Below are 18722 nucleotides of genomic sequence, written 5' to 3'. Positions count from 1 at the left end.
CAATGGAACACTTGTGGGCACCCTGGCGCAAGGCTTATCTCGACGATCCCACCCCTCCAAAGAGCACCCTTTTCGAGGAAATCGCCAGGGAGTCCAGGGACCGGGAAAACCTCGTCCTGCTGCGTGGGCGCACGAGCTTCGGCCTGCTCAACCGCTTTCCCTACAATGCCGGCCATTCGATGGTGGTTCCCTACCGGCCCGTCGCCCGACTCGATCAGCTGACGGAGACCGAGCTGCTCGAGGCCATGGCGCTGCTGCGAAAGCTCCTCTCTGCGCTCGAGCGGGCGTTTGCACCGCACGGGTTCAACATCGGCCTCAATCAGGGAGCGGCCGCCGGAGCGGGCATCGAAGGACATCTCCATTGGCATCTGGTGCCGCGTTGGAGCCATGACGCCAACTTCATGACGACCACGGCCGGGACCCGGGTCCATCCGTCGGATCTGGAAACTGTCTATCGCCTGCTTCACGACTCTCTCCAGGGGGAGGAGCCCTCCTCCCCCTCGCCCGATTCTCCTCGCCCTTCCCCGGGGGCAGCGTCGTGAAGAAAACCGCTTTACAGGGGTGCCCCTTCCTTCGTAGCATCGCCACTCTTTTCCGATGAGTGAGAAAAAGCTACGCATTGGGCTTCCCAAAGGCAGCCTGGAGGAAGCCACCGTCGAGCTTTTTCGTCGCGCCGGATACGCCATCAGTCGTTCCTCCCGAGGCTATCGGCCCTATATCGATCATCCCGGAATGGAGGTCCGGCTCGTCAGGCCCCAGGAATTGGCTCGCTATGTCACCCAGGGCTTCCTCGATTGCGGCATCACCGGCATGGATTGGATCCTGGAAAACGAAGCCTCCGTCCATCTCGTCTGCGAATTGCCCTACAACCGTTCGACCCGGCTTCCCGTGCGTTGGGTGCTCGCCGTTCACGAGAGCTCGCCGATCCGAAGCCCCAAGGATCTGCAGGGGAAACGGATCGCCACCGAAGCGGTGCGCCTGGTCTCCGCCTACCTGGAGCGGCATGGCGTCAAGGCGGAGGTAGAGTTCTCCTGGGGGGCCACGGAAGTCAAGGTCCCCGAGCTCGTCGACGCCATCGTGGACATTTCGGAGACGGGCTCCTCTCTCCAGGCCAACAACTTGCGCGTCGTCGACACCGTGCTGCAAAGCTATCCGCAGTTTCTCTGCTCGCATTCCGTCTGGGCGGATGCCGAGCGGCGGAAGCAGATCGAATCTCTGGCCTTGCTCCTCTTGGCCGCGCTTCGCGGTGAGGAAAAGGTGGGGCTGAAGATGAACGTAGCCAAGGACGGCATCGAGGCGGTGCTGGGCGTCTTGCCCGCCCTACGAAGGCCGACGGTCTCCCCATTGGCCGATGGAGAGTGGCTTGCCGTGGAGACCGTTCTCGATGAGAGTCAGGTCCGCGACCTGATCCCGCGACTGAAGGAGCTGGGCGCGGAGGGAATTATCGAATACCCGCTGAACAAGGTCATCTATTGACCAGCGGGAAGCGCCAAGAAGGATTATCGGCATGGGTTCGCTCAAGAAACGCCGCAAGGCGAAGATGAACAAGCACAAGCGCCGCAAGCGCAGGCGCGAGCATCGTCACAAGAAGAGGCTCCGTTACAAGACCGGCTAAAAGGGTCGGCCAAGCTGCTCCGCTCTTCCGGATCGGGAGACGGAGCTTGGCGAAGCTCCCGTCCGGGAAGAACCCATCCTCGCGAGGACGAAGGCATGCTTCTGGAGAATTTCCTCGACAGCCCTAGACGGGCCGAGCACCATACGCTCTGTCTCGGCCCGATCTCTTGAGGGAGGGCGGACGCAGGAAGGACCGAATGCGCGGGTTACCTGCCCTACCTACGGGCGATCGTCCTAAGACGACCCCGAACCCAATGCAGGGGGCATGGCCTCTCGCCTGTGCGGCAGCCCTCTGGTTCGTGAGCGGCGTCGATCTTCTGGCGGCGCGTCATCACCACCACCGCGCGAGGGCGGATTCCACGTACTTGGCGGTAGGGAGCGAGTGGGAGGCCGATCGATTGGTGGAGGCTACCGCAGCTCTCCTGTACGACCCGGTCACCAATCGCGTTCTCTTCGCTCGGAACCTCGATGCTCCTTTGGCCCCCGCCAGCACGACCAAGTTGATGACCGCTCTCCTGGTCTATGAGATGACCGGGTTGCACGGGTTCGTGAGTGTTCTTCCCTCCGATACGGCGGTCGAACCCTCCCATGTGCCGCTGCGGATCGGACAGCGGCTTTCGGTGACCGAGCTCGTCCAGGATCTGCTCGTCGGCTCCTGCAATGACGCCGCTCTCGCCCTCGCCCGCTCGACTTCCGGGTCGGTCCCCGCCTTCGTCCACGAGATGAATCGCAAGGCCTGGGAGATGGGATGCCTGCACACCCACTTCGTCGATCCGCACGGCTTGGCTTCCTTCCGGGAAGGCCAGATGACGACCGCCCGGGATCTGCTGCACATCTTTCAGGCCGTCTTGAACGTCCCGGCCCTGCGGCAAATGCTCATGACCCGCACCGTCGCCACCCGAAGTGGGAACCAGCTCCGGATCCTCCACAACCACAATCGCCTGCTCGGGAAGTACGCCGGGATGGGCCCGGCGAAGACCGGTTGGACGCGCGAGGCGCGCCACACCTACGCGGCAGCCTGTCAACGCGACGGCCACCCGCTTCTGCTGGTTCTCCTGCACAGTCCGGACAAGTGGAGGGACGCAACCGTCCTCTTCAACTATGGCTTCCGGCAGGTAAAGGAATCGAACCTTCCAGCGGCCCCAGCCCAGCCGCTTTGAGCGCGAGCTTCTCCTCGCCGGGCGCGATCGCATATGGAGGGCGGCTATGAATGATTTTTTGACCAGCACCATCTTGGGGGTGGTGGAAGGCCTCACCGAGTTCCTTCCCGTTTCGAGCACCGGCCACCTGCTGATCACCGAGCACTGGCTGGGCGCTCGCTCGGAAACCTTCAACATCTTCATCCAGCTGGGGGCGGTGCTCGCAGTGACTCTCCTCTATTGGCCCAAGATCGTCGGCCTGATCACCGGGATCCACAAGCCACAGAACCTCGACTATGTCCTGAAGCTCGCGGTCGCCTTTGCGCTCACCTCGGTCCTCGGGCTCGCCGCAAAGAAAGCGGGGTGGAAGCTGCCCGACCAACTCACCCCGGTGCTCCTGGCCGTCTTCGCCGGAGCGGCCTGGATCTTTCTGGCAGAGAGCCGTCTCCGCTCCCTTGAGCCAACCAGCCAGATCGGCTGGATGACCGCATGCGCCGTGGGAGTCGCGCAAGTGCTCGCCGGCGTCTTTCCCGGCCTCTCCCGTTCGGGAGCCACCATCCTCACGGCCCTTCTCTTCGGGGTCGAGCGGCCCGCCGCGACAGAGTTCGCCTTTCTGCTCGGCATTCCGACCATGTTTGCCGCGAGCCTCTTCTCCTTTGCGCAGGAAACCCATTTTTTCCGCGATCTCCCCGCCGACTCCTGGGATACGCTCCTCGTTGGTTTCACCGTCTCCGGGATCACCGGCTTCGCTGCCGTTCAATGGCTGCTCAGATATGTGCAGAGTCACACCTTCATCCCGTTTGCCTGGTATCGGCTCGCGCTGGGGGCTGCCCTCGTCGGCCTGTTGAGCCTTCCTTGGAAGAGCTGAGAAGGCCGTACGAAAAGCAGAGCTTGAGCACACTTTCGTAAGAGAGCTCCGGAGCGGTAGTCAGCGCCCCTTCCGGTACCACCACCAGGAATCCGCTGAACGGGGTGGGGGAGGTGGGAATAAAGACGGTGCAGAGGGTCCCTTCTCCCGACTGGATCGGCAATCGGCCCGTGACGAAGCCCAGCGCTCTCGCCCCTCTCTCCGAGAGAGAGACGTAGACCACCGGGCTCGATTGGAACGCCTGGGCATCCGAGCTTCCCAGGTTGCGCAGGGCCTCGACGGCCTCCTTGGCCGTTTGGTAGATGGCGCTGACGAACGGCACCCGCTGCACCACCCGCTCGATCGCCCGCAGGAGCGCGGAGCCGGCGAAGTTCCCCACGGCAAATCCGACCAGGAGCACGACCAGCAGGCTGACCACGAAGCCGGCACCCGGGATGTGCCCTCCGAAGTGCTCGCGGATGAAGGTCGAGCCGGGGAGGAGGTGCGCCCGGACCAGAAACGCGAGAATCAGGTCCGCCGGGCCATTGACGATCCCATAGACGAGCTGGATGACCCAGAGAGTCAGCACGGCGGGAAGCAGGACGAAGAGCCCCGTGAGAAACTTCCCGCGCAGCCATGACCAGACGGTGCTCGATCGAGCCGATCTCTCCGACCCAAAGGCAAGCTTCACTCTCTCCTCCTCTCTTGGACGCCTCTGTTCCTTCTTGCCGGACCCATCCTCCCCTCTCCCTTGCGCGACCTCGGGTGGCCCTCTCTCCCGACCGGAACCATGAACGGGCTTCCGGACGGGAAGTCGAGCCCAAAGATCGGGGAAGCTGCGACGGGGTGCGCGCAACGACCCGATCGCCTAACAAGGAGAGCGGAACACCAACGAACCAAGCCATGAGCAAATCGAAGCGTCGCCAGCCCATCGAACCGTCCCCCGTCATGCAAGCCAAGGTCGCGGCAATGGTGCAGGGGCTCGAGCGAGCCGGAACGGTCGAGCGGATCCTTGAAACCCCACCCGCCGCCCCCGGAATCGCGCTCGAGCGGGTGCGCGTGCGGACCCTCGACCATGAGGGGAAGACCTACCGGAAGATCGTCCGGGAATACAATCGGACCCGCCCACAATTCCTCGCGGCTCTCGCCCGAGACCCCACCGCGCGCGCGCTCGCGCTGCTCGCCGTCGGCAAGGAGGGAGTGGCAATGATGGAGCGGGGGCAGGTTCCCAAGAGAAAGTGGGAGGAGACGGTCGATCGCGATGGCGTCTTGCGCGATCGAGCCACGCTCTTTGGGGTTCGGGCGGTCCTTCCGCAGGGCGTGCGAAGGATCACGCAAGCATCCGAGCGGCGGCCGGACATGTGGAACTGTCACCATGTCGTCCAAAAGAGCGCTCTCCGGGCTGACGGCGAGAGTCCGAACGACCCGAGCAACCTTGTGGTGATCTCGACCTTCACCAGCGGGAACAACCGGGAGAATGCCCACCACTTTCTCCACGCCGCCATGCTTCATCCGCAGCTTCACCTTCCTCCGGGCTCGGTGACCGATGCGTACATTCCCCGGCCGCTCTTCCCGTTTTACCCTCCGACCCGCAAGGCCTTCGCGGACGTGGACGAAGTCCGGCGGGAGCTGAGGAGCCTCGATCCCAAGGCGGAGCTGCCGCCAAGCTGGCAGAGGCGCCTGGTCACGTTCTGCCGTGCGGCAGGCAAGCTGCCCTACGAAGTTCCCGAAGAATGTCGCGCGGCGGTCCGAAGCTACCAGGACATCTATTACCGTCCGGAAAATCGGCAACCGGAGCAAGAGCAGAAAGCCCGGAAGGAGGCGGCTGCGGAGGGGGCGGGGCTCGCCCGCCAGTTTCTACCGGCCGGGGCCCGAGTCGATGGAGAAGTCCTTCCTCACGATCACACCCCTCGATTTCGATTGCCAATTCTTCCCGAGCAAGGCAAGCTTCCCGACGAGCCGTCAACCCCACACTCTGCGATCGGTCGATCTTACCCAAGCCAAAGCGGCCCATCCCTCCATCGCTAAGCGGCGGATTCCTCCTATCTTCCCCACCTCGGCCCAAGAGGCACTGGAACAAGCCATCGGCCCGCATGAGCCCACGCCCTCCCTCTTCGGAGACGACTTGAGCTTGAGGCTGACTTTCTCGATTTTCCCATGAATTACAAAACGTATGTAGCGCTGGTGAACGAAGAAGAGCAGGCGGCAGGCTTTCAACCCTTCGTCGGTCGTCCACCGGCGCGGGTGGAGGCCTACGCGGGAGAGGTGCAGGAGAGGTACGGAATCGCGATTCCGCCCGACTATCTCGATCTCCTGCTGCTCGCCGACGGCCTCGCCCACAACGGGGTCGTCTTCTACGCGATGGACCAGGAGGAAGAGGAGGATCAGTTCCTCCCGGGCCTGATCGCGGAGAATCTGGCTGTACAGGGCTTCCAGACGAGGCCGGAGTATCTCTTGCTCGGCCATTCCGACCTCTTCCGCTACGCCTACTCGTTTCCGGAACGAAAGTATTTCGCCCTCCATGCCGACACCCTCGAGCCGGCTGCGGAGTTCTCGAGCTTCAACGACTTGATGGTCAACGTGCTCAAGCATGAAGCCCTGGGCCTCTTCGACGAAGACGAGGAAATCCAGGAGACCCGGGGAGATGACTTTTCCGATCCGGATGAGGAAGAAGGATTTGTGGAAGAGGATGACGCGACTTCCGAGCCGCCGTTCCCGGAAGGATCGAGCTCCGAGGGGGAGTCGAAGCGGGAGAGGCGAGATCCTCCCACGGGGCAAGGATAGGCTACTCCCGGATCTGGCCGGAGCCGACCACGACGTACTTGTACGAAGTGAGCTCGTCGACCCCCATCGGGCCGCGCGCATGGATCTTGTCGGTGCTGATCCCGACCTCGGCTCCCAGGCCGAACTCCCCGCCGTCGGTGAAGCGAGTGGAGCTGTTCCAGTAGACGACCGCCGAATCGACTGAGCGGAGAAACTCCTCCGCGGTCTCCCGATCTTCGGTGACGATGGCGTCCGAATGGCTTGAACCGAACTGTCCGATGTGGGCCAGGGCTTCGGGCAAGCCGTCGACGACCCGCACGGAGAGAATCAAGTCGAGGTACTCGGTCGCCCAATCCTCCGCAGTCGCCGGAACCACCTCAGGACCGCCGAGGAAGCGGGTCTCCTCGTCGCCGCGGATCTCGACCCCGCGTTCGCGCAACTCCCGCACCATCCCGGGAAGAAACGCGGGCGCAATCTTCCGGTCGACCAGCAAGGTTTCCATCGCGTTACAGACTGCGGGTCGCTGGCATTTTGCGTTCACCACGATCTTTCGCGCCATCTCCATGTCGGCCCGCGCTTCGACGAAAACATGGCAGATGCCTTGAAAATGCTTGATGACGGGAACTTGAGCGTGCGTTACGACCGCCTCGATGAGGCCGTATCCCCCGCGGGGAATCAGAAGATCGAGATACCGGCGCTGCCGGCAGAGGATGGGAATGGAGGCCCGGTCGACTGTGGGAAGGAGATGGACCGCCGCCGGAGGAAGCCCCACCCGATCGAGTCCCTCGCGCAAGGCATGCGCAAGGGCCGTATTGGAATGGAAGGCCTCGCTGCCGCCGCGGAGGACCACCGCATTACCCGCCTTCAAGCAGAGAGCCGCTACATCGACGGTCACGTTGGGACGGCTTTCGTAGATCACGCCGATGACCCCGATGGGAACGCGCACTTTCCGAATCAGGAGCCCGTTTGGGCGGGCCCGCTCCTCGAGAATCCGTCCCAGAGGGCTGGGCAGCCTCCGGACCTCCTCGATTCCGCGCAACATGGAGGAGAACGCCTTCGGTGAAAGGGTCAGGCGATCGAGCAGGGCCGCCGCCAGCCCCTGCTTGCGGCCGAGCTCGACATCGAGCCGGTTGGCGGCTTCGATTCGCGCCTGCGATTCTTCCAGGACCGCACCGATCGCCTCGAGCGCCGCGTCGATCCTCTCGGCGTAGACCCGAGCAAGCCCCCGGGAAGCCGCCTTGGCCTCTCGGCAAATGGCCTCGATCTGCTCTTCCAAGGAAATCATCGTTGCCCGCTCGCGAGAAAGAGCGTCCCCACCCGCTCGCCGTCGGCGATCTTCCGGAGAACCCCCTTCTCCCGGCCGTCGGCGATCTGCATGGGGATGCCCGCGCTCCCCACGATCCGAGCCGCCTCGATCTTGGTCACCATTCCGCCCACGGAGCGCTCGCTCCTGGTCTTCCCCGCCATCGCCTCGATCTCTTCTGTGATCTCCTCCACCAGCGGGATGATCCTCCCCCCCCCATCGTCTCGTTCCCGCAATCCGGGGACGTTCGAGAGAATGATCAGCTTATCCGCCTCCACCATCGAGGCGACGTGCGCGGAGAGCCGGTCGTTGTCCCCGAACTTGATCTCCTCGTAGGAAACTACGTCATTTTCATTGATGACGGGAATGAAGATTTTCCGGGAGAGGAGATGCTCCATCGTCTTGCGGGCATTCTCGTAGAGGGTACGGCTGTCGAGATCGAGGTAGGTCAGCAAGAGCTGCGCGACATGATAGCCGCATTCCGCGAAAAGCTCCTCATACAGGCGCATGAGCTGGGGCTGCCCGACCGCCGCGCAGGCTTGCAACTCCTCGATCGCCGCAGGCCGCCTCTGATATCCCAAGAGACCCATGCCGCTTCCGATGGCCCCGGAGCTGACCAGAACGATCTCCCAACCCTCTCCCTTGAGCGCGGAGACCTGCTCGACCAGGCGACGAATCTGCGGCAAATCGAGCTCGCCCTCGGGAGTGCTCAAGGTCCCCGTGCCCAGCTTGATCACCCATCGCGGATGTGGTCGCCCCGCCCGCAAGTCCCCGCCCCTTGCCCTCATGCGTGACTTCCTTGGCGTAAGCGCCCCTTCGGCAGAACCCCCTTCCACGGGAAAAATACGCCTGAGGGCAAGACCGGTCGCATGGCTACTTATATGGAGGCTCGCCCGCCGTCCCGCAACGGCTTTTTCCTTGTGCGCGTTCCCCTCGGCGAGGGTGAGCGCGGGTCGACCTTCCCGATCCAAGGGCAGGCGGAGAAAAAAGCGCCTTGGCTTCCTGGCGAAAGGAACGCAGATTGGCTCCATGGAGCACGCCGCGGGCTTGCCGGCACGAATCCTCTTGGTCGGCTGCGGCTATGTCGGCACCCGGGTCGCCCAGGGCCTCCAGGATCGGCAGATCGAATTTCGGGCCTGGGTCCGAAGCGAAGCGAGCCGAGCCCGGCTCGCCGATCTGGGTATTCCGGCACTGGCCGGGGACATCGGCTCCCGCGAGGCCTGGGAAAGCCTGACGGCTCGTCCCGACTTCCTGATCTACGGCCCCTCTTCTTCTCGCGGCGGAACCAAGGAGTACGAAAATGTCTTCATTACCGGGCTCTCCCATGCGCTTCGTCGCTTTCCGGGGCTGCCGCTCCTTTTTCTCTCCTCGACCTCGGTATACGGCCAGTGGACGGGCGAGGCCGTCGACGAGGACTCGCTTGCGCAACCCGATTCGGAAACCGGCCGCATCCTTCGCGAAGCCGAGCGGATGGCGCTCGACGCGGGTGGGGTCGTCCTCCGGATCGCGGGGATCTACGGCCCGGGTCGGACCCATCTCCTCGACCGGTTCTTGCGCGGCGAGGCGACGATCTCGATCCTGGACCGATGGATCAACCAGATCCATCGAGAGGATGTGGTCTCCGCGATCCTCCACTCCCTCGCCCTGGGCCTCCGTCGGGAAACGGTCAACATCGTGGATGACGAGCCAGTAAGGGAAAGTCGATTTTACGGTTGGCTGGCGCAACGGTTCGACATGCCCCTCCCGCCACAAGGGGGAGAATCCGGCCTCCCGGAGCGAAAGAGGAAGCGGACGCACAAGCGGATCTCCAACGCCAAGGCCCGTGCCTTGGGCTGGAGGCCATTCTATCCGTCATTTCGAGAGGGTCTTCTTTCCCTCTTGCCGGAGCAGGTGCCGCCAGCGGTATCCTGAGGAGAAAAGTGATGCATCAGGCCAAATTGCTCGACGGTCGGGTGGTGGCCGCCGCTGTCCATGAGCGGACCAGGGCTCGAGTCGAGAAGCTGCGGCAGCAGGGGGTCGAACCCTCCGTCGCGTTCTTTCGGGTCGGCGAGGATCCCGCCTCGGAGCTCTACGTTCGCATGAAGGAGAAACGGGCGAGGGAGGTGGGCATCCGTTCCGAAGTGGTGGTCCTGCCGGCCGCGGCCGCAGAGCAGGAGCTCCTCGGTCGGCTCGAGGAGAAGAACCGCGACCCCGGGACCCACGGCGTCTTGGTGCAGATGCCCCTTCCCCGACAGATTCGGGCGGAGGTCGTCTGCCAAGCGATCGATCCTTCGAAGGACATCGACGGCTTTCATCCCGTCAATGCCGGCAAGTTGCTCTTGGGCGACCCTTCCGGCTTCCCTCCGTGCACCCCGGCGGGAATCTGCGCGATCTTCCGGCACTATGGCCTCGTAACGGCCGGAGCAGAAGTCGTGATCCTGGGAAGGAGCAACATCGTGGGAAAGCCTCTTGCGGCTCTGCTGCTGGGCAAGGGAGCGCAAGGCGATGCGACGGTCACGGTTCTCCACTCGCAGAGCCGGCACATTCCGGAACATTGCCGGCGAGCCGACTTTCTGATCGCCGCACTCGGGAAGGCCGAATTCGTTCGCGGCCCGATGATCAAGCCGGGAGCGGTCGTCGTCGATGTGGGCGTCTCCCGTCTGCCGGATCCCTCTCTTCCGGGAGGAAGCCGGATCGTCGGTGACGTTCACTTCTCCGAAGCGCTTCGGACCGCCGCCTGGCTCACCCCGAATCCGGGAGGAGTCGGCCCCATGACCATCGCCATGCTCCTGGCAAATACGGTGGAGGCCGCAGAGCGGCTCGCCGCCTGAGCCCGCGAAGACGACCCTTCCCTTTCCTCCGCTGACGCCGGTCTTCCCGGCGCCGACGCAAGGCCAGCCATCGGCTACTCGCTGCTCGAGCTACCGGCAGAGGCCCTTTGGAGCAGCTGGCTCCACTGCGGCTTCCCGGAAGGAGCCTCCTCCTCGCCCAAGGGTTGCTGCGCGGGCGGCTCGCCGTGCTCCACCAGCCGGAGATGGCGATAGGTGCGGAATCCCGTACCCGCCGGGATCAAGTGGCCCATGATGATGTTTTCCTTGAAGCCTCGGAGCTTGTCGACCTTCCCGAGCGTCGCGGCCTCGGTGAGGACCCGCGTGGTATCCTGGAAGCTCGCCGCGGCGATAAAGCTCTCGGTCTCCACCGAGGCCTTGGTGATGCCGAGCAGTACGGGGACCCCCTCGGCGGGCTTGCCTCCTTTGGCCTCTACTTCGCGGTTCGCTCGCTCGAACTCCAGCCGGTCGATCTGCTCTCCCCAAAGGAACGCGGTATCCCCCGCATCGAGGATCTTCACCTTGCGCAACATCTGCCGGATGATGATCTCGACATGCTTGTCGTTGATCTCGACTCCCTGGAGACGATAGACCTCCTGCACTTCGTTGAGCAGATATTCCTGAAGCTCCTGCACCCCGCCGACCTCCAGGATCTCCTGCGGGACGATCGGGCCCTCGGTGAGCTGCTGGCCTTTGCGGACGACGTCGCCCTTGAAGACGATCAGGTGCTTGGAGAGCGGGATCAGATGCTCCTCTTCCTGCCCCGATTGCGGATCCTGAATCAGGAGGCGACGCTTGCCGCGGACGATGCCCCCGTCCTCGATGACTCCATCGATCCGGGCGATTTCCGCCGAATCTTTCGGGCGCCGCGCCTCGAAGAGCTCGGCCACGCGCGGCAGGCCCCCGGTGATGTCCTTGGTCTTGACGAGCTTCCGCGGCGTCCGAGCGATTCGCTGCCCGGCAGCGACCTCCTCTTTCGGCTTGACCTCGATTCGGGCTCCGGCCGGGATGCCGTAGAAGGCGAGCACCTCTCCGCTCTTTGGATCCCGAATCACGATTTGCGGGTGGAGATCGTGCTTATGCTCGATCACGACCGTTCCAATCTGCTTGGTCGCCTCGTCGAGCTCCTTCTTGACCGTGACTCCCTCAATGATGTCGTGGAACTCCACTACACCCGCCTTCTCCGTCAGCACCGGCACGTTGTACGGATCCCACTGAACGAATACCTGCCCCTTCTTCACCTCGCCCCCGTCCGCCACCGAGACGAGGCTGCCCATGACGATCGTATGGCGCTCGAGCTCGCGGCCGGACGGATCGACGACGGAAAGGAATCCGGATTTGTTCAGGACGACAAAGTTGCCGTCCAGCGACCGGACCACGCGCAGGTCCACGTATTGGACAATCCCGTCATTCTTGGCTCGGATCTGCGGCTGCTTGAAGATCTGTGATGCGGTCCCCCCGATGTGGAATGTCCGCATCGTCAGCTGAGTACCCGGCTCGCCGATCGATTGAGCGGCGATCACCCCGACTGACTCGCCGAGCTTCGCCATCCGGTTGGTCGCAAGGTTGAGCCCATAGCACTTGGCACAAACTCCCCACTTGCTTTCGCAGGTGAGGGCCGAGCGGATGCGCACCTTCTCAACGCCCAGCTGCTCAATGGCGCGCGCCTTCGCGTCGTCGAAGAGATCCCCGTTCGCCACCAGCTTCTTCCGAGTGACCGGATCGGTGATGTCCTCGCACGAGACCCGGCCGTAAATCCGGTCGCTCAGCTTGACGATCTCCTCGTCGCCCTCATAGATCGCCTGGGCGATCAACCCGTTGGTCGTTCCGCAATCCTCTTCGGTGATCACCACGTCCTGCGCCACGTCATGGAGCTTTCGGGTCATATAGCCTGCGTCGGCCGTCTTGAGCGCGGTATCCGCCAAGCCCTTCCGCGCTCCATGGGTGCTAATGAAATATTCGAGGACCGAAAGCCCTTCGCGGAAGTTGGAGGTAATGGGGCGCTCGATGATTTCTCCGGACGGCTTCGCCATCAGGCCCCGGATCCCCGCCAGCTGACGCACCTGCTGGCGATTCCCTCGGGCCCCCGAATCAACCATCAGGAAGAGCGGATTGAACTCGGTGCGCTCCCGGCTGCTTTCCAGCGTTCGGAAGATCAGGCCGGAGATCTCGTCGGTGGCCTGGGTCCAGATGTCGACGATCTTGTTGTATCTCTCTCCGTCGGTGATGGCACCCGAACGGTACTGGCGCTCCACGACGCTCACGCGGTCTTGCGCCTTCGCCACGACCCGAGCCTTCTCCTCCGGAATGATCATGTCGCTCATCCCGATGGAAATCCCCGCCCGCGTCGCCTCCTGGAAACCTACCCGTTTCAGCCGGTCGAGACAGGCTGCGGTCTCTTCCCGGCCCACGAGCTGATAGCAACGGAGAATGAGCTCGCCCAGCTGCTTCTTTCCCGCAGGCTTGTTGAAGAAGCCCATGTCCTTCGGCCAAATCTGGTGAAAGATCACTCTCCCGGGGGTCGTTTCGAGAAACTTCTTCTCCTTGTCTCCGAGCAGCGTATTCCGGCCGAAGTCCGGATTCGCGAAGAGAATGAGGTCATGGGTCTTGATCACCCCCTCGGCCAGGGCGAAGAGCACCTCGTCCGCGTCCGAAAAGATGGGACGCCTCGGCTGCGGCGATCCCGGCGGAAGGCGGTGCGGTGCCTGCGTGAGGTAGTAGCAGCCGAGGGTGATGTCCTGCGTGGGCGTCATGATCGGCCGTCCGCTCGAAGGGGAAAAGATGTTCTGGGAGGCGAGCATGAGCAGCCGCGCCTCCATCTGCGCCTCGATCGAAAGAGGCACGTGAACCGCCATCTGGTCGCCGTCGAAGTCCGCATTGTAGGCGGTGCAGACCAGCGGATGGATCCGGATGGCGTCCCCTTCGATCAGAACCGGCTCGAAAGCTTGCACCGAGAGACGGTGAAGCGTCGGAGCCCGGTTCAGGAGCACCGGGTGCCCCTGGGTAACCTGATCGAGAATGTCCCAGACGAGGGGATCCTGCTTTTCGATCATCTTCTTGGCGCTGCGCACCGTGTGGACATGTCCCAGCTCCCGGAGCCTCCGGATCATGAACGGCTCGAAAAGCACCAGAGCCATCTTCTTGGGCAAGCCACACTGGTTGAGCTTCAGCTCCGGCCCGACCACGATCACCGACCGGCCGCTGTAATCCACCCGCTTCCCCAAGAGGTTCATGCGGAAACGCCCCGTCTTCCCGCGGAGCATGTCCGAAAGCGACTTGAGAGGCCGGTTCCCCACGCCGGTCACGGCCCTGCCGTGCCTGCCGTTATCCAGCAGCGCGTCGACGGCCTCCTGGAGCATCCGCTTCTCGTTCCGGATGATCACCTCCGGCGTTTTGAGCTGCAACAGGGTGCGAAGACGGTTGTTCCGGTTGATCACCCTCCGGTAGAGATCGTTGAGATCGGATGTGGCAAAGCGCCCTCCTTCCAAGGGAACGAGCGGTCGGAGGTCGGGCGGGATGACCGGAAGGATTTCCAGGATCATCCACTCGGGATGCGTACCAACGCTCAGGAACCCTTGGACCAGCTTGAGCCGCTTCGCCATCTTCTTCCGGAGCTGCTTGCTCCGGGTCTGATCCATGCTCTGCGTGAGCTGGGTCACGAGCTCGCCCAGGTCGAGCTGCTGCAGGCAGTCCCGGATGGCCTCGGCTCCCATCTTGGCGACGAAGGAGGCCTCCCCATACTGAGCCACCGCATCCCGGTGCTCCTGCTCGGTCAGAAGCTGCTTCGGGCGCAGCGGAGTCTGGCCCGGATCGATGACGAGATAATCCTCGTAGTAGATCACCCGCTCGAGGTCGCGGGCGGTCATGTCCATCATGAGCCCGAGACGGCTCGGCATGCATTTGAGGAACCAGATGTGCGCGACGGGCACGGCGAGCCGGATGTGCCCCATCCGCTGCCGCCGGACGCGGGAAAGGGTCACCTCGACGCCACATCGATCGCAAACGACCCCCTTGTACTTGATTCGCTTATACTTCCCGCAAGCGCACTCCCAGTCCTTGGTCGGGCCGAAGATGCGCTCGCAGAAGAGCCCCCCTTTTTCGGGCTTGAAGGTGCGGTAGTTAATCGTTTCGGGGTTCTTGACCTCGCCTTTGCTCCACGATTCCACGGTTTCGGGCGAGGCGATCGTAATGCACGCTTCGCTGAAATCGCTCGATCGTTCCAACCCTAGGATTTCTCGAGCCGTCATGCTTTCGGTAACCATACTATCCCTCCCGGGCGCTCCGCTTTTTGCGGCCGCCTTCCCCTTCCACAAAACCACCCAAGCCCGTCATGCCGCTTCCGGACCAGCAGGAGCCCTTCGCGCTTCGCCATCCGCCAGATCGAGCTCGGATGCACCCCGAACGCCGATCTTCGGATCCAGGCAGAGCCCTTGCAGCTCCTTGACCAGAACGTTGAACGATTCCGGCCGACCGGGTTCCAGGAAGTTCTCCCCTTTCACGATTGTCTCGTAGATCCTCGTCCTTCCCGAAACGTCGTCCGATTTTACGGTAAGCATTTCCTGAAGCGTGTAGGCTGCGCCATAGGCCTCCATGGCCCAGACTTCCATCTCGCCGAAACGCTGCCCGCCGTATTGCGCCTTCCCGCCGAGCGGCTGCTGGGTCACCAGGGCGTACGGACCGACCGCGCGGGCGTGAATCTTGTCGGCCACCATGTGGTTGAGCTTCATCATGTAGATGACGCCCACGACCACCCGCTGGTCAAAGCGATCTCCAGTGCGGCCGTCGTAGAGATAGGTCTTTCCGTCCTCGTCGAGTCCAGCCTCCCGCAGGAATTTGCGGATCTCTTCCTCCTTCACCCCATCGAAGACGGGGGTTGCGACCGCGAAGCCCAACTTCCTGGCGGCAATGCCCAGGTGCGTCTCGAGCACCTGTCCTACATTCATCCGGGATGGGACGCCCAGCGGATTGAGCACGATGTCGACGGGTGTGCCATCCGGCAGGAATGGCATATCCTCGACGGGAACGATGCGGGAGACGACCCCCTTGTTCCCATGCCGTCCGGCCATCTTGTCGCCGATCGAGATCTTCCTCTTGCTGGCGATGTAGACCTTGACCTGCTTGACGATTCCGGGCTCGATCTCCTCCCGGCTCTCCACTTGATCGAGCTCGCCTTCCTTATCGTTGCGCAACTGCTCGAACTTCGACTCGAAGCTCCCGATGATCTCGAAGATCTTGGTTCGAATCGGGCTGGGATCGATCTCGATGTGGTCGCAGCAAGCGGCCATCTTCCGCAGGAGGGTCTTGGTGATCTTGCGGTTTGCCGGAATCAGGATCTCTCCGGTTTCCGCGTCTACGACATCGAGGGGAATCTTCTCGTTGAGCAGGATGTTGGAGAGCGCCTGGGTCAGCTCTTCCTTGAGCTCGTTTTCCTTCTGCTCGTAGCGGCCTTCGATCTCCTTGATCTTCTGCTTGGCTTCGCTCATGCCGAGCTTTTCCTTCTCCGCCTTCGACTGATGGCTGCTCACCCGGACATCCATGACGATGCCGCTCGTCCCGGAGGGAACCCGCAACGACGAGTCCTTCACGTCGGCCGCCTTGTCGCCGAAGATCGCGCGCAACAGCCGCTCCTCCGGAGCGAGCTCGGTCTCGCTCACTGGACTGATCTTGCCAACGAGGATGTCGCCCGGCTTGACCTCGGCGCCGATCCGGACAATGCCGTCGCTCCCGAGATTCTTGAGCGCATCATCCCCGACATTCGGAATGTCCCGGGTAATCTCCTCGGGTCCCAGCTTCGTGTCGCGGGCGACGATCTCGAATTCGTCGACATGGACGCTCGTAAACAGATCCTCCTTGACCAGCCGCTCGGAAAGGACGATCGCGTCCTCGAAGTTATATCCATTCCACGGCATGAAGGCGACAACCAGATTTTGCCCGAGGGCCAGCTCGCCATTCGCGGTGGACGGCCCGTCGGCCAGCGGATCCCCCCGCTTGACCATCTCCCCCACTCGAACGATCGGTTTCTGGTTGATGCAGGTTCCCGCGTTCGAACGCATGAACTTTCGGAGTGAAAGGGTGCGCAGCCCGCTCTCGTGCTTGCCCCTCTTCCGCTTCTCGACCTCGCCCGCCGTAGGCTCGATCACGATCTCGGTACCGGTCACCGAGACGACCTTTCCCTCGACATCGCTGAGGAGGACCGCACCCACGTCTTCCACGACGCGGCGTTCCATCCCGGTCCCGACGATCGGCGCTTCGGGGCTCAGGAGCGGAACCGCCTGCCGCTGCATGTTCGATCCCATCAGCGCGCGGTTGGCGTCGTCATGCTCCAGGAACGGGATGAGCGCCGTTGCGACCGAGACCATATGCTTGGACGAGACGTCGAGGTAGTTGACCTTCTCCCGATCGACCTCCATGAACTCCCCGCGAAAGCGGACGGCGACACGCTTTCCCTGGATGAGCCCGCTCTCTGCGACGGGAGTGCTGGCCATGCCGATGATGACGTTCTCTTCCTGATCGGCCGACAGATAGGCGATCTCGTTCGTCGCCCTGCCGTTCACCACCTTCCGGTAGGGCGTCTCCAGAAAACCATAGTCGTTGAAGCGGCTGAAGCAGGACATCGAGGCGATCAAGCCGATGTTCGGTCCCTCCGGAGTCTCGATCGGGCAGATGCGCCCATAGTGGGAGGGATGAACGTCGCGCACCTCGAAGCCCGCCCGCTCGCGAGAAAGACCGCCAGGCCCAAGGGCTGAAAGACGCCGCTTGTGCGTAAGCTCGGAGAGCGGATTGATCTGATCCATCAACTGGGAGAGCTGGCTGCGGGCGAAGAAGTCGCGGATCGTTGCCGAAAGCGCCTTCGGATTGATGAGCTTCTGCGGTGTCATTCCCTCTGCGTTCACATCGAAGAGGGTCATCCGCTCCTTGACGAGCCGCTCGGTCCGAGCCAGGCCGATCCGGCACTGACTCGCTACGAGCTCGCCGACGCTCCGCACGCGCCGGTTGCCCAAATGGTCGATATCGTCCGTTGTCCCTTCCCCATGTTGGAGGGAGATCAAGTAGCGGGTGGCCGCTACGATATCCTCGGGTGTGAGCGTACGAGTGTCCGGGCTCGCTTCGATCCCCAGCTTCTGATTGAGCTTGTATCTCCCGACCCGTCCCACGTCGTACCGCTTCGGATCGAAGAGGAGCCTCTTGAGCAGGAGCTTCGCATTCGCCTCGGTCGGCGGATCCCCAGGTCGCAGCCGCCGATAGATCTCCTTGAGCGCCTCGGTCTGATCGCGAGCCGCATCACGGCGCAGGCATTTGACGATCGTGTCGTCTTCCCGGATGTCGACGACGCGGACAACCTTGACGTCAGCCTCCAGGAGAAGGCGGACGGCCGTCTTCGTGAGCGGCTCCAGCCCCCTCACCAGCACCTTGTCCGCATCGCGCGGGTCGCGCGCCTCGCAGACCAAGACCTTGTGGGGCAGGTCTTCGTCGCTCGGCGGAGCCGCTTCGAGATCGAGGTCTTCCACCGGGTAAAAGAGGCTCAGGATCTCCTCATCGCTCCCATGCCCGAGAGCCCGCAGCAGCGTCGTCACGAGGAACTTCCTCCGCTTCTTCCTCCGGTCCAGGTGGACATGGAGAAGGTCGCTCGTGTCGAAGGCGACCTCGAGCCAGGTGCCCCGATCCGGAATCACGCGGAAGGAGTAGAGCATCTTCCCGTTCATATGGAGGCTCGACTCGAAGCAGATCCCGGGAGAACGGTGGAGCTGACTGACGATGACTCGCTCAGCCCCGTTGATCACGAAGCTTCCGTGCTCGGTCATCAAGGGAAGCTCGCCCATGTAGACGCGCTCTTCCTTGATCCCGTTCTCGTCGCGCAGACGAAAGGTCACATACAAGGCGGCGGCATAGGTCTCGCCGTTTTGCAGGCAGTGGAGAGGCGAGAACTTGGGCGGTGTCGCGTCGTAGGAGAGGTATTCCAGGCGGACCTTGCCATCATAGCTCTCGATCGGGAAGACTTCCAGGAAGACCCCGTGGAGCCCTTCGGGCTTCCGCTCGCCCGTGGGCACGCCCAGCTGGAGAAACTCCTCATAGGAGCGAATCTGATGCGCGATCAGGTTCGGCAAGGGTACCGATTCTACGATCTTTCCGAAGTTTACTCGCTGCCAAGCTCTTGTGCTCATGCCATTGTCCGCAATATCCCGACCGATTCGGCCAGCCCGGCCGGTTTCCCCACCGGGCTCCGATGCTCCCTTTCCTGACGCCGTCCG

The 18722-nt window shown here is 63.0% G+C and carries 14 protein-coding genes; 9 read left to right on the top strand and 5 right to left on the bottom strand.

Features of this window, described 5'->3' with window-relative positions; all coding sequences use genetic code 11:
• Positions 1–2: 2 nt before the first annotated feature.
• The 5 genes from MacB4_RS10585 to MacB4_RS10565 all read left to right on the top strand — a co-directional run bounded on the left by MacB4_RS10585 (position 3) and on the right by MacB4_RS10565 (position 3621).
• Positions 3–542 (top strand): HIT domain-containing protein, encoded by a 540-nt coding sequence (locus tag MacB4_RS10585; protein ID WP_206863782.1) that lies wholly within the window; start codon positions 3–5, stop codon positions 540–542.
• A 55-nt stretch (positions 543–597) separates the two neighbouring features.
• On the top strand, positions 598–1476 hold the full coding sequence (gene hisG, locus MacB4_RS10580; RefSeq protein ID WP_206863781.1) for an ATP phosphoribosyltransferase: 879 nt from the start codon (positions 598–600) through the stop codon (positions 1474–1476).
• A gap of 31 nt (positions 1477–1507) precedes the next feature.
• On the top strand, positions 1508–1615 hold the full coding sequence (locus MacB4_RS10575; RefSeq protein ID WP_206863780.1) for an AURKAIP1/COX24 domain-containing protein: 108 nt from the start codon (positions 1508–1510) through the stop codon (positions 1613–1615).
• Positions 1616–1811: 196 nt separating this feature from the next.
• Positions 1812–2774 carry a D-alanyl-D-alanine carboxypeptidase family protein gene (locus MacB4_RS10570; RefSeq protein ID WP_242529242.1) on the top strand — a complete coding sequence of 321 codons (963 nt, stop codon included), beginning with the start codon at positions 1812–1814 and terminating at the stop codon, positions 2772–2774.
• Between the two features lie 46 nt (positions 2775–2820).
• Positions 2821–3621, top strand: a complete 801-nt coding sequence (locus MacB4_RS10565) for an undecaprenyl-diphosphate phosphatase (RefSeq protein WP_206863779.1) — start codon at positions 2821–2823, stop codon at positions 3619–3621.
• Here the strand turns inward: MacB4_RS10565 and MacB4_RS10560 are convergent.
• Positions 3545–4291, bottom strand: coding sequence for a DUF502 domain-containing protein (locus tag MacB4_RS10560; RefSeq protein ID WP_206863778.1), 747 nt, complete (start codon positions 4289–4291; stop codon positions 3545–3547). The genes MacB4_RS10565 and MacB4_RS10560 overlap by 77 nt on opposite strands.
• Before the next feature lie 212 nt (positions 4292–4503).
• Here MacB4_RS10560 and MacB4_RS10555 point away from each other — a divergent pair, with 212 nt between their 5' ends.
• The gene (locus MacB4_RS10555) at positions 4504–5628 is read left to right on the top strand and encodes a hypothetical protein (protein ID WP_206863777.1); all 1125 of its coding nucleotides are present in this window, start codon (positions 4504–4506) and stop codon (positions 5626–5628) included.
• A gap of 129 nt (positions 5629–5757) precedes the next feature.
• Positions 5758–6384 (top strand): YrhA family protein, encoded by a 627-nt coding sequence (locus tag MacB4_RS10550; RefSeq protein ID WP_206863776.1) that lies wholly within the window; start codon positions 5758–5760, stop codon positions 6382–6384.
• A gap of 1 nt (position 6385) precedes the next feature.
• Here MacB4_RS10550 and MacB4_RS10545 read toward each other — a convergent pair whose 3' ends face one another.
• Together MacB4_RS10545 and proB are read right to left on the bottom strand one after the other, a co-directional pair.
• A complete protein-coding gene (locus tag MacB4_RS10545) occupies positions 6386–7648 on the bottom strand; it encodes a glutamate-5-semialdehyde dehydrogenase (protein WP_206863775.1) in 1263 nt (420 codons plus the stop codon).
• Entirely contained in the window at positions 7645–8454 is an 810-nt protein-coding gene (gene proB / locus MacB4_RS10540) for a glutamate 5-kinase (RefSeq protein WP_206863774.1), read from the bottom strand. Before proB ends, MacB4_RS10545 begins: the two co-directional genes overlap by 4 nt.
• Before the next feature lie 241 nt (positions 8455–8695).
• Here proB and MacB4_RS10535 point away from each other — a divergent pair, with 241 nt between their 5' ends.
• Positions 8696–9577: an NAD-dependent epimerase/dehydratase family protein gene (locus MacB4_RS10535; RefSeq protein ID WP_206863773.1), complete on the top strand. Its 882-nt coding sequence runs from the start codon at positions 8696–8698 to the stop codon at positions 9575–9577.
• A gap of 11 nt (positions 9578–9588) precedes the next feature.
• Positions 9589–10476, top strand: a complete 888-nt coding sequence (locus MacB4_RS10530; RefSeq protein ID WP_206863772.1) for a bifunctional 5,10-methylenetetrahydrofolate dehydrogenase/5,10-methenyltetrahydrofolate cyclohydrolase — start codon at positions 9589–9591, stop codon at positions 10474–10476.
• 74 nt (positions 10477–10550) lie between these two features.
• On the opposite strand, the gene rpoC is transcribed toward MacB4_RS10530, so the two are convergent.
• A complete protein-coding gene (gene rpoC, locus MacB4_RS10525) occupies positions 10551–14735 on the bottom strand; it encodes a DNA-directed RNA polymerase subunit beta' (RefSeq protein WP_206863771.1) in 4185 nt (1394 codons plus the stop codon).
• A gap of 66 nt (positions 14736–14801) precedes the next feature.
• Complete coding sequence (rpoB, locus tag MacB4_RS10520) at positions 14802–18635, bottom strand: DNA-directed RNA polymerase subunit beta (protein WP_206863770.1); 3834 nt, start codon at positions 18633–18635, stop codon at positions 14802–14804.
• Positions 18636–18722 lie beyond the last annotated feature (87 nt).

The organism is Methylacidimicrobium sp. B4 (assembly GCF_017310545.1).
In the GTDB taxonomy this organism is placed as follows: domain Bacteria; phylum Verrucomicrobiota; class Verrucomicrobiia; order Methylacidiphilales; family Methylacidiphilaceae; genus Methylacidimicrobium.
Note: the sequence above shows the minus strand (reverse complement) of the source record. Positions and strands in the feature narration are given on the sequence as shown.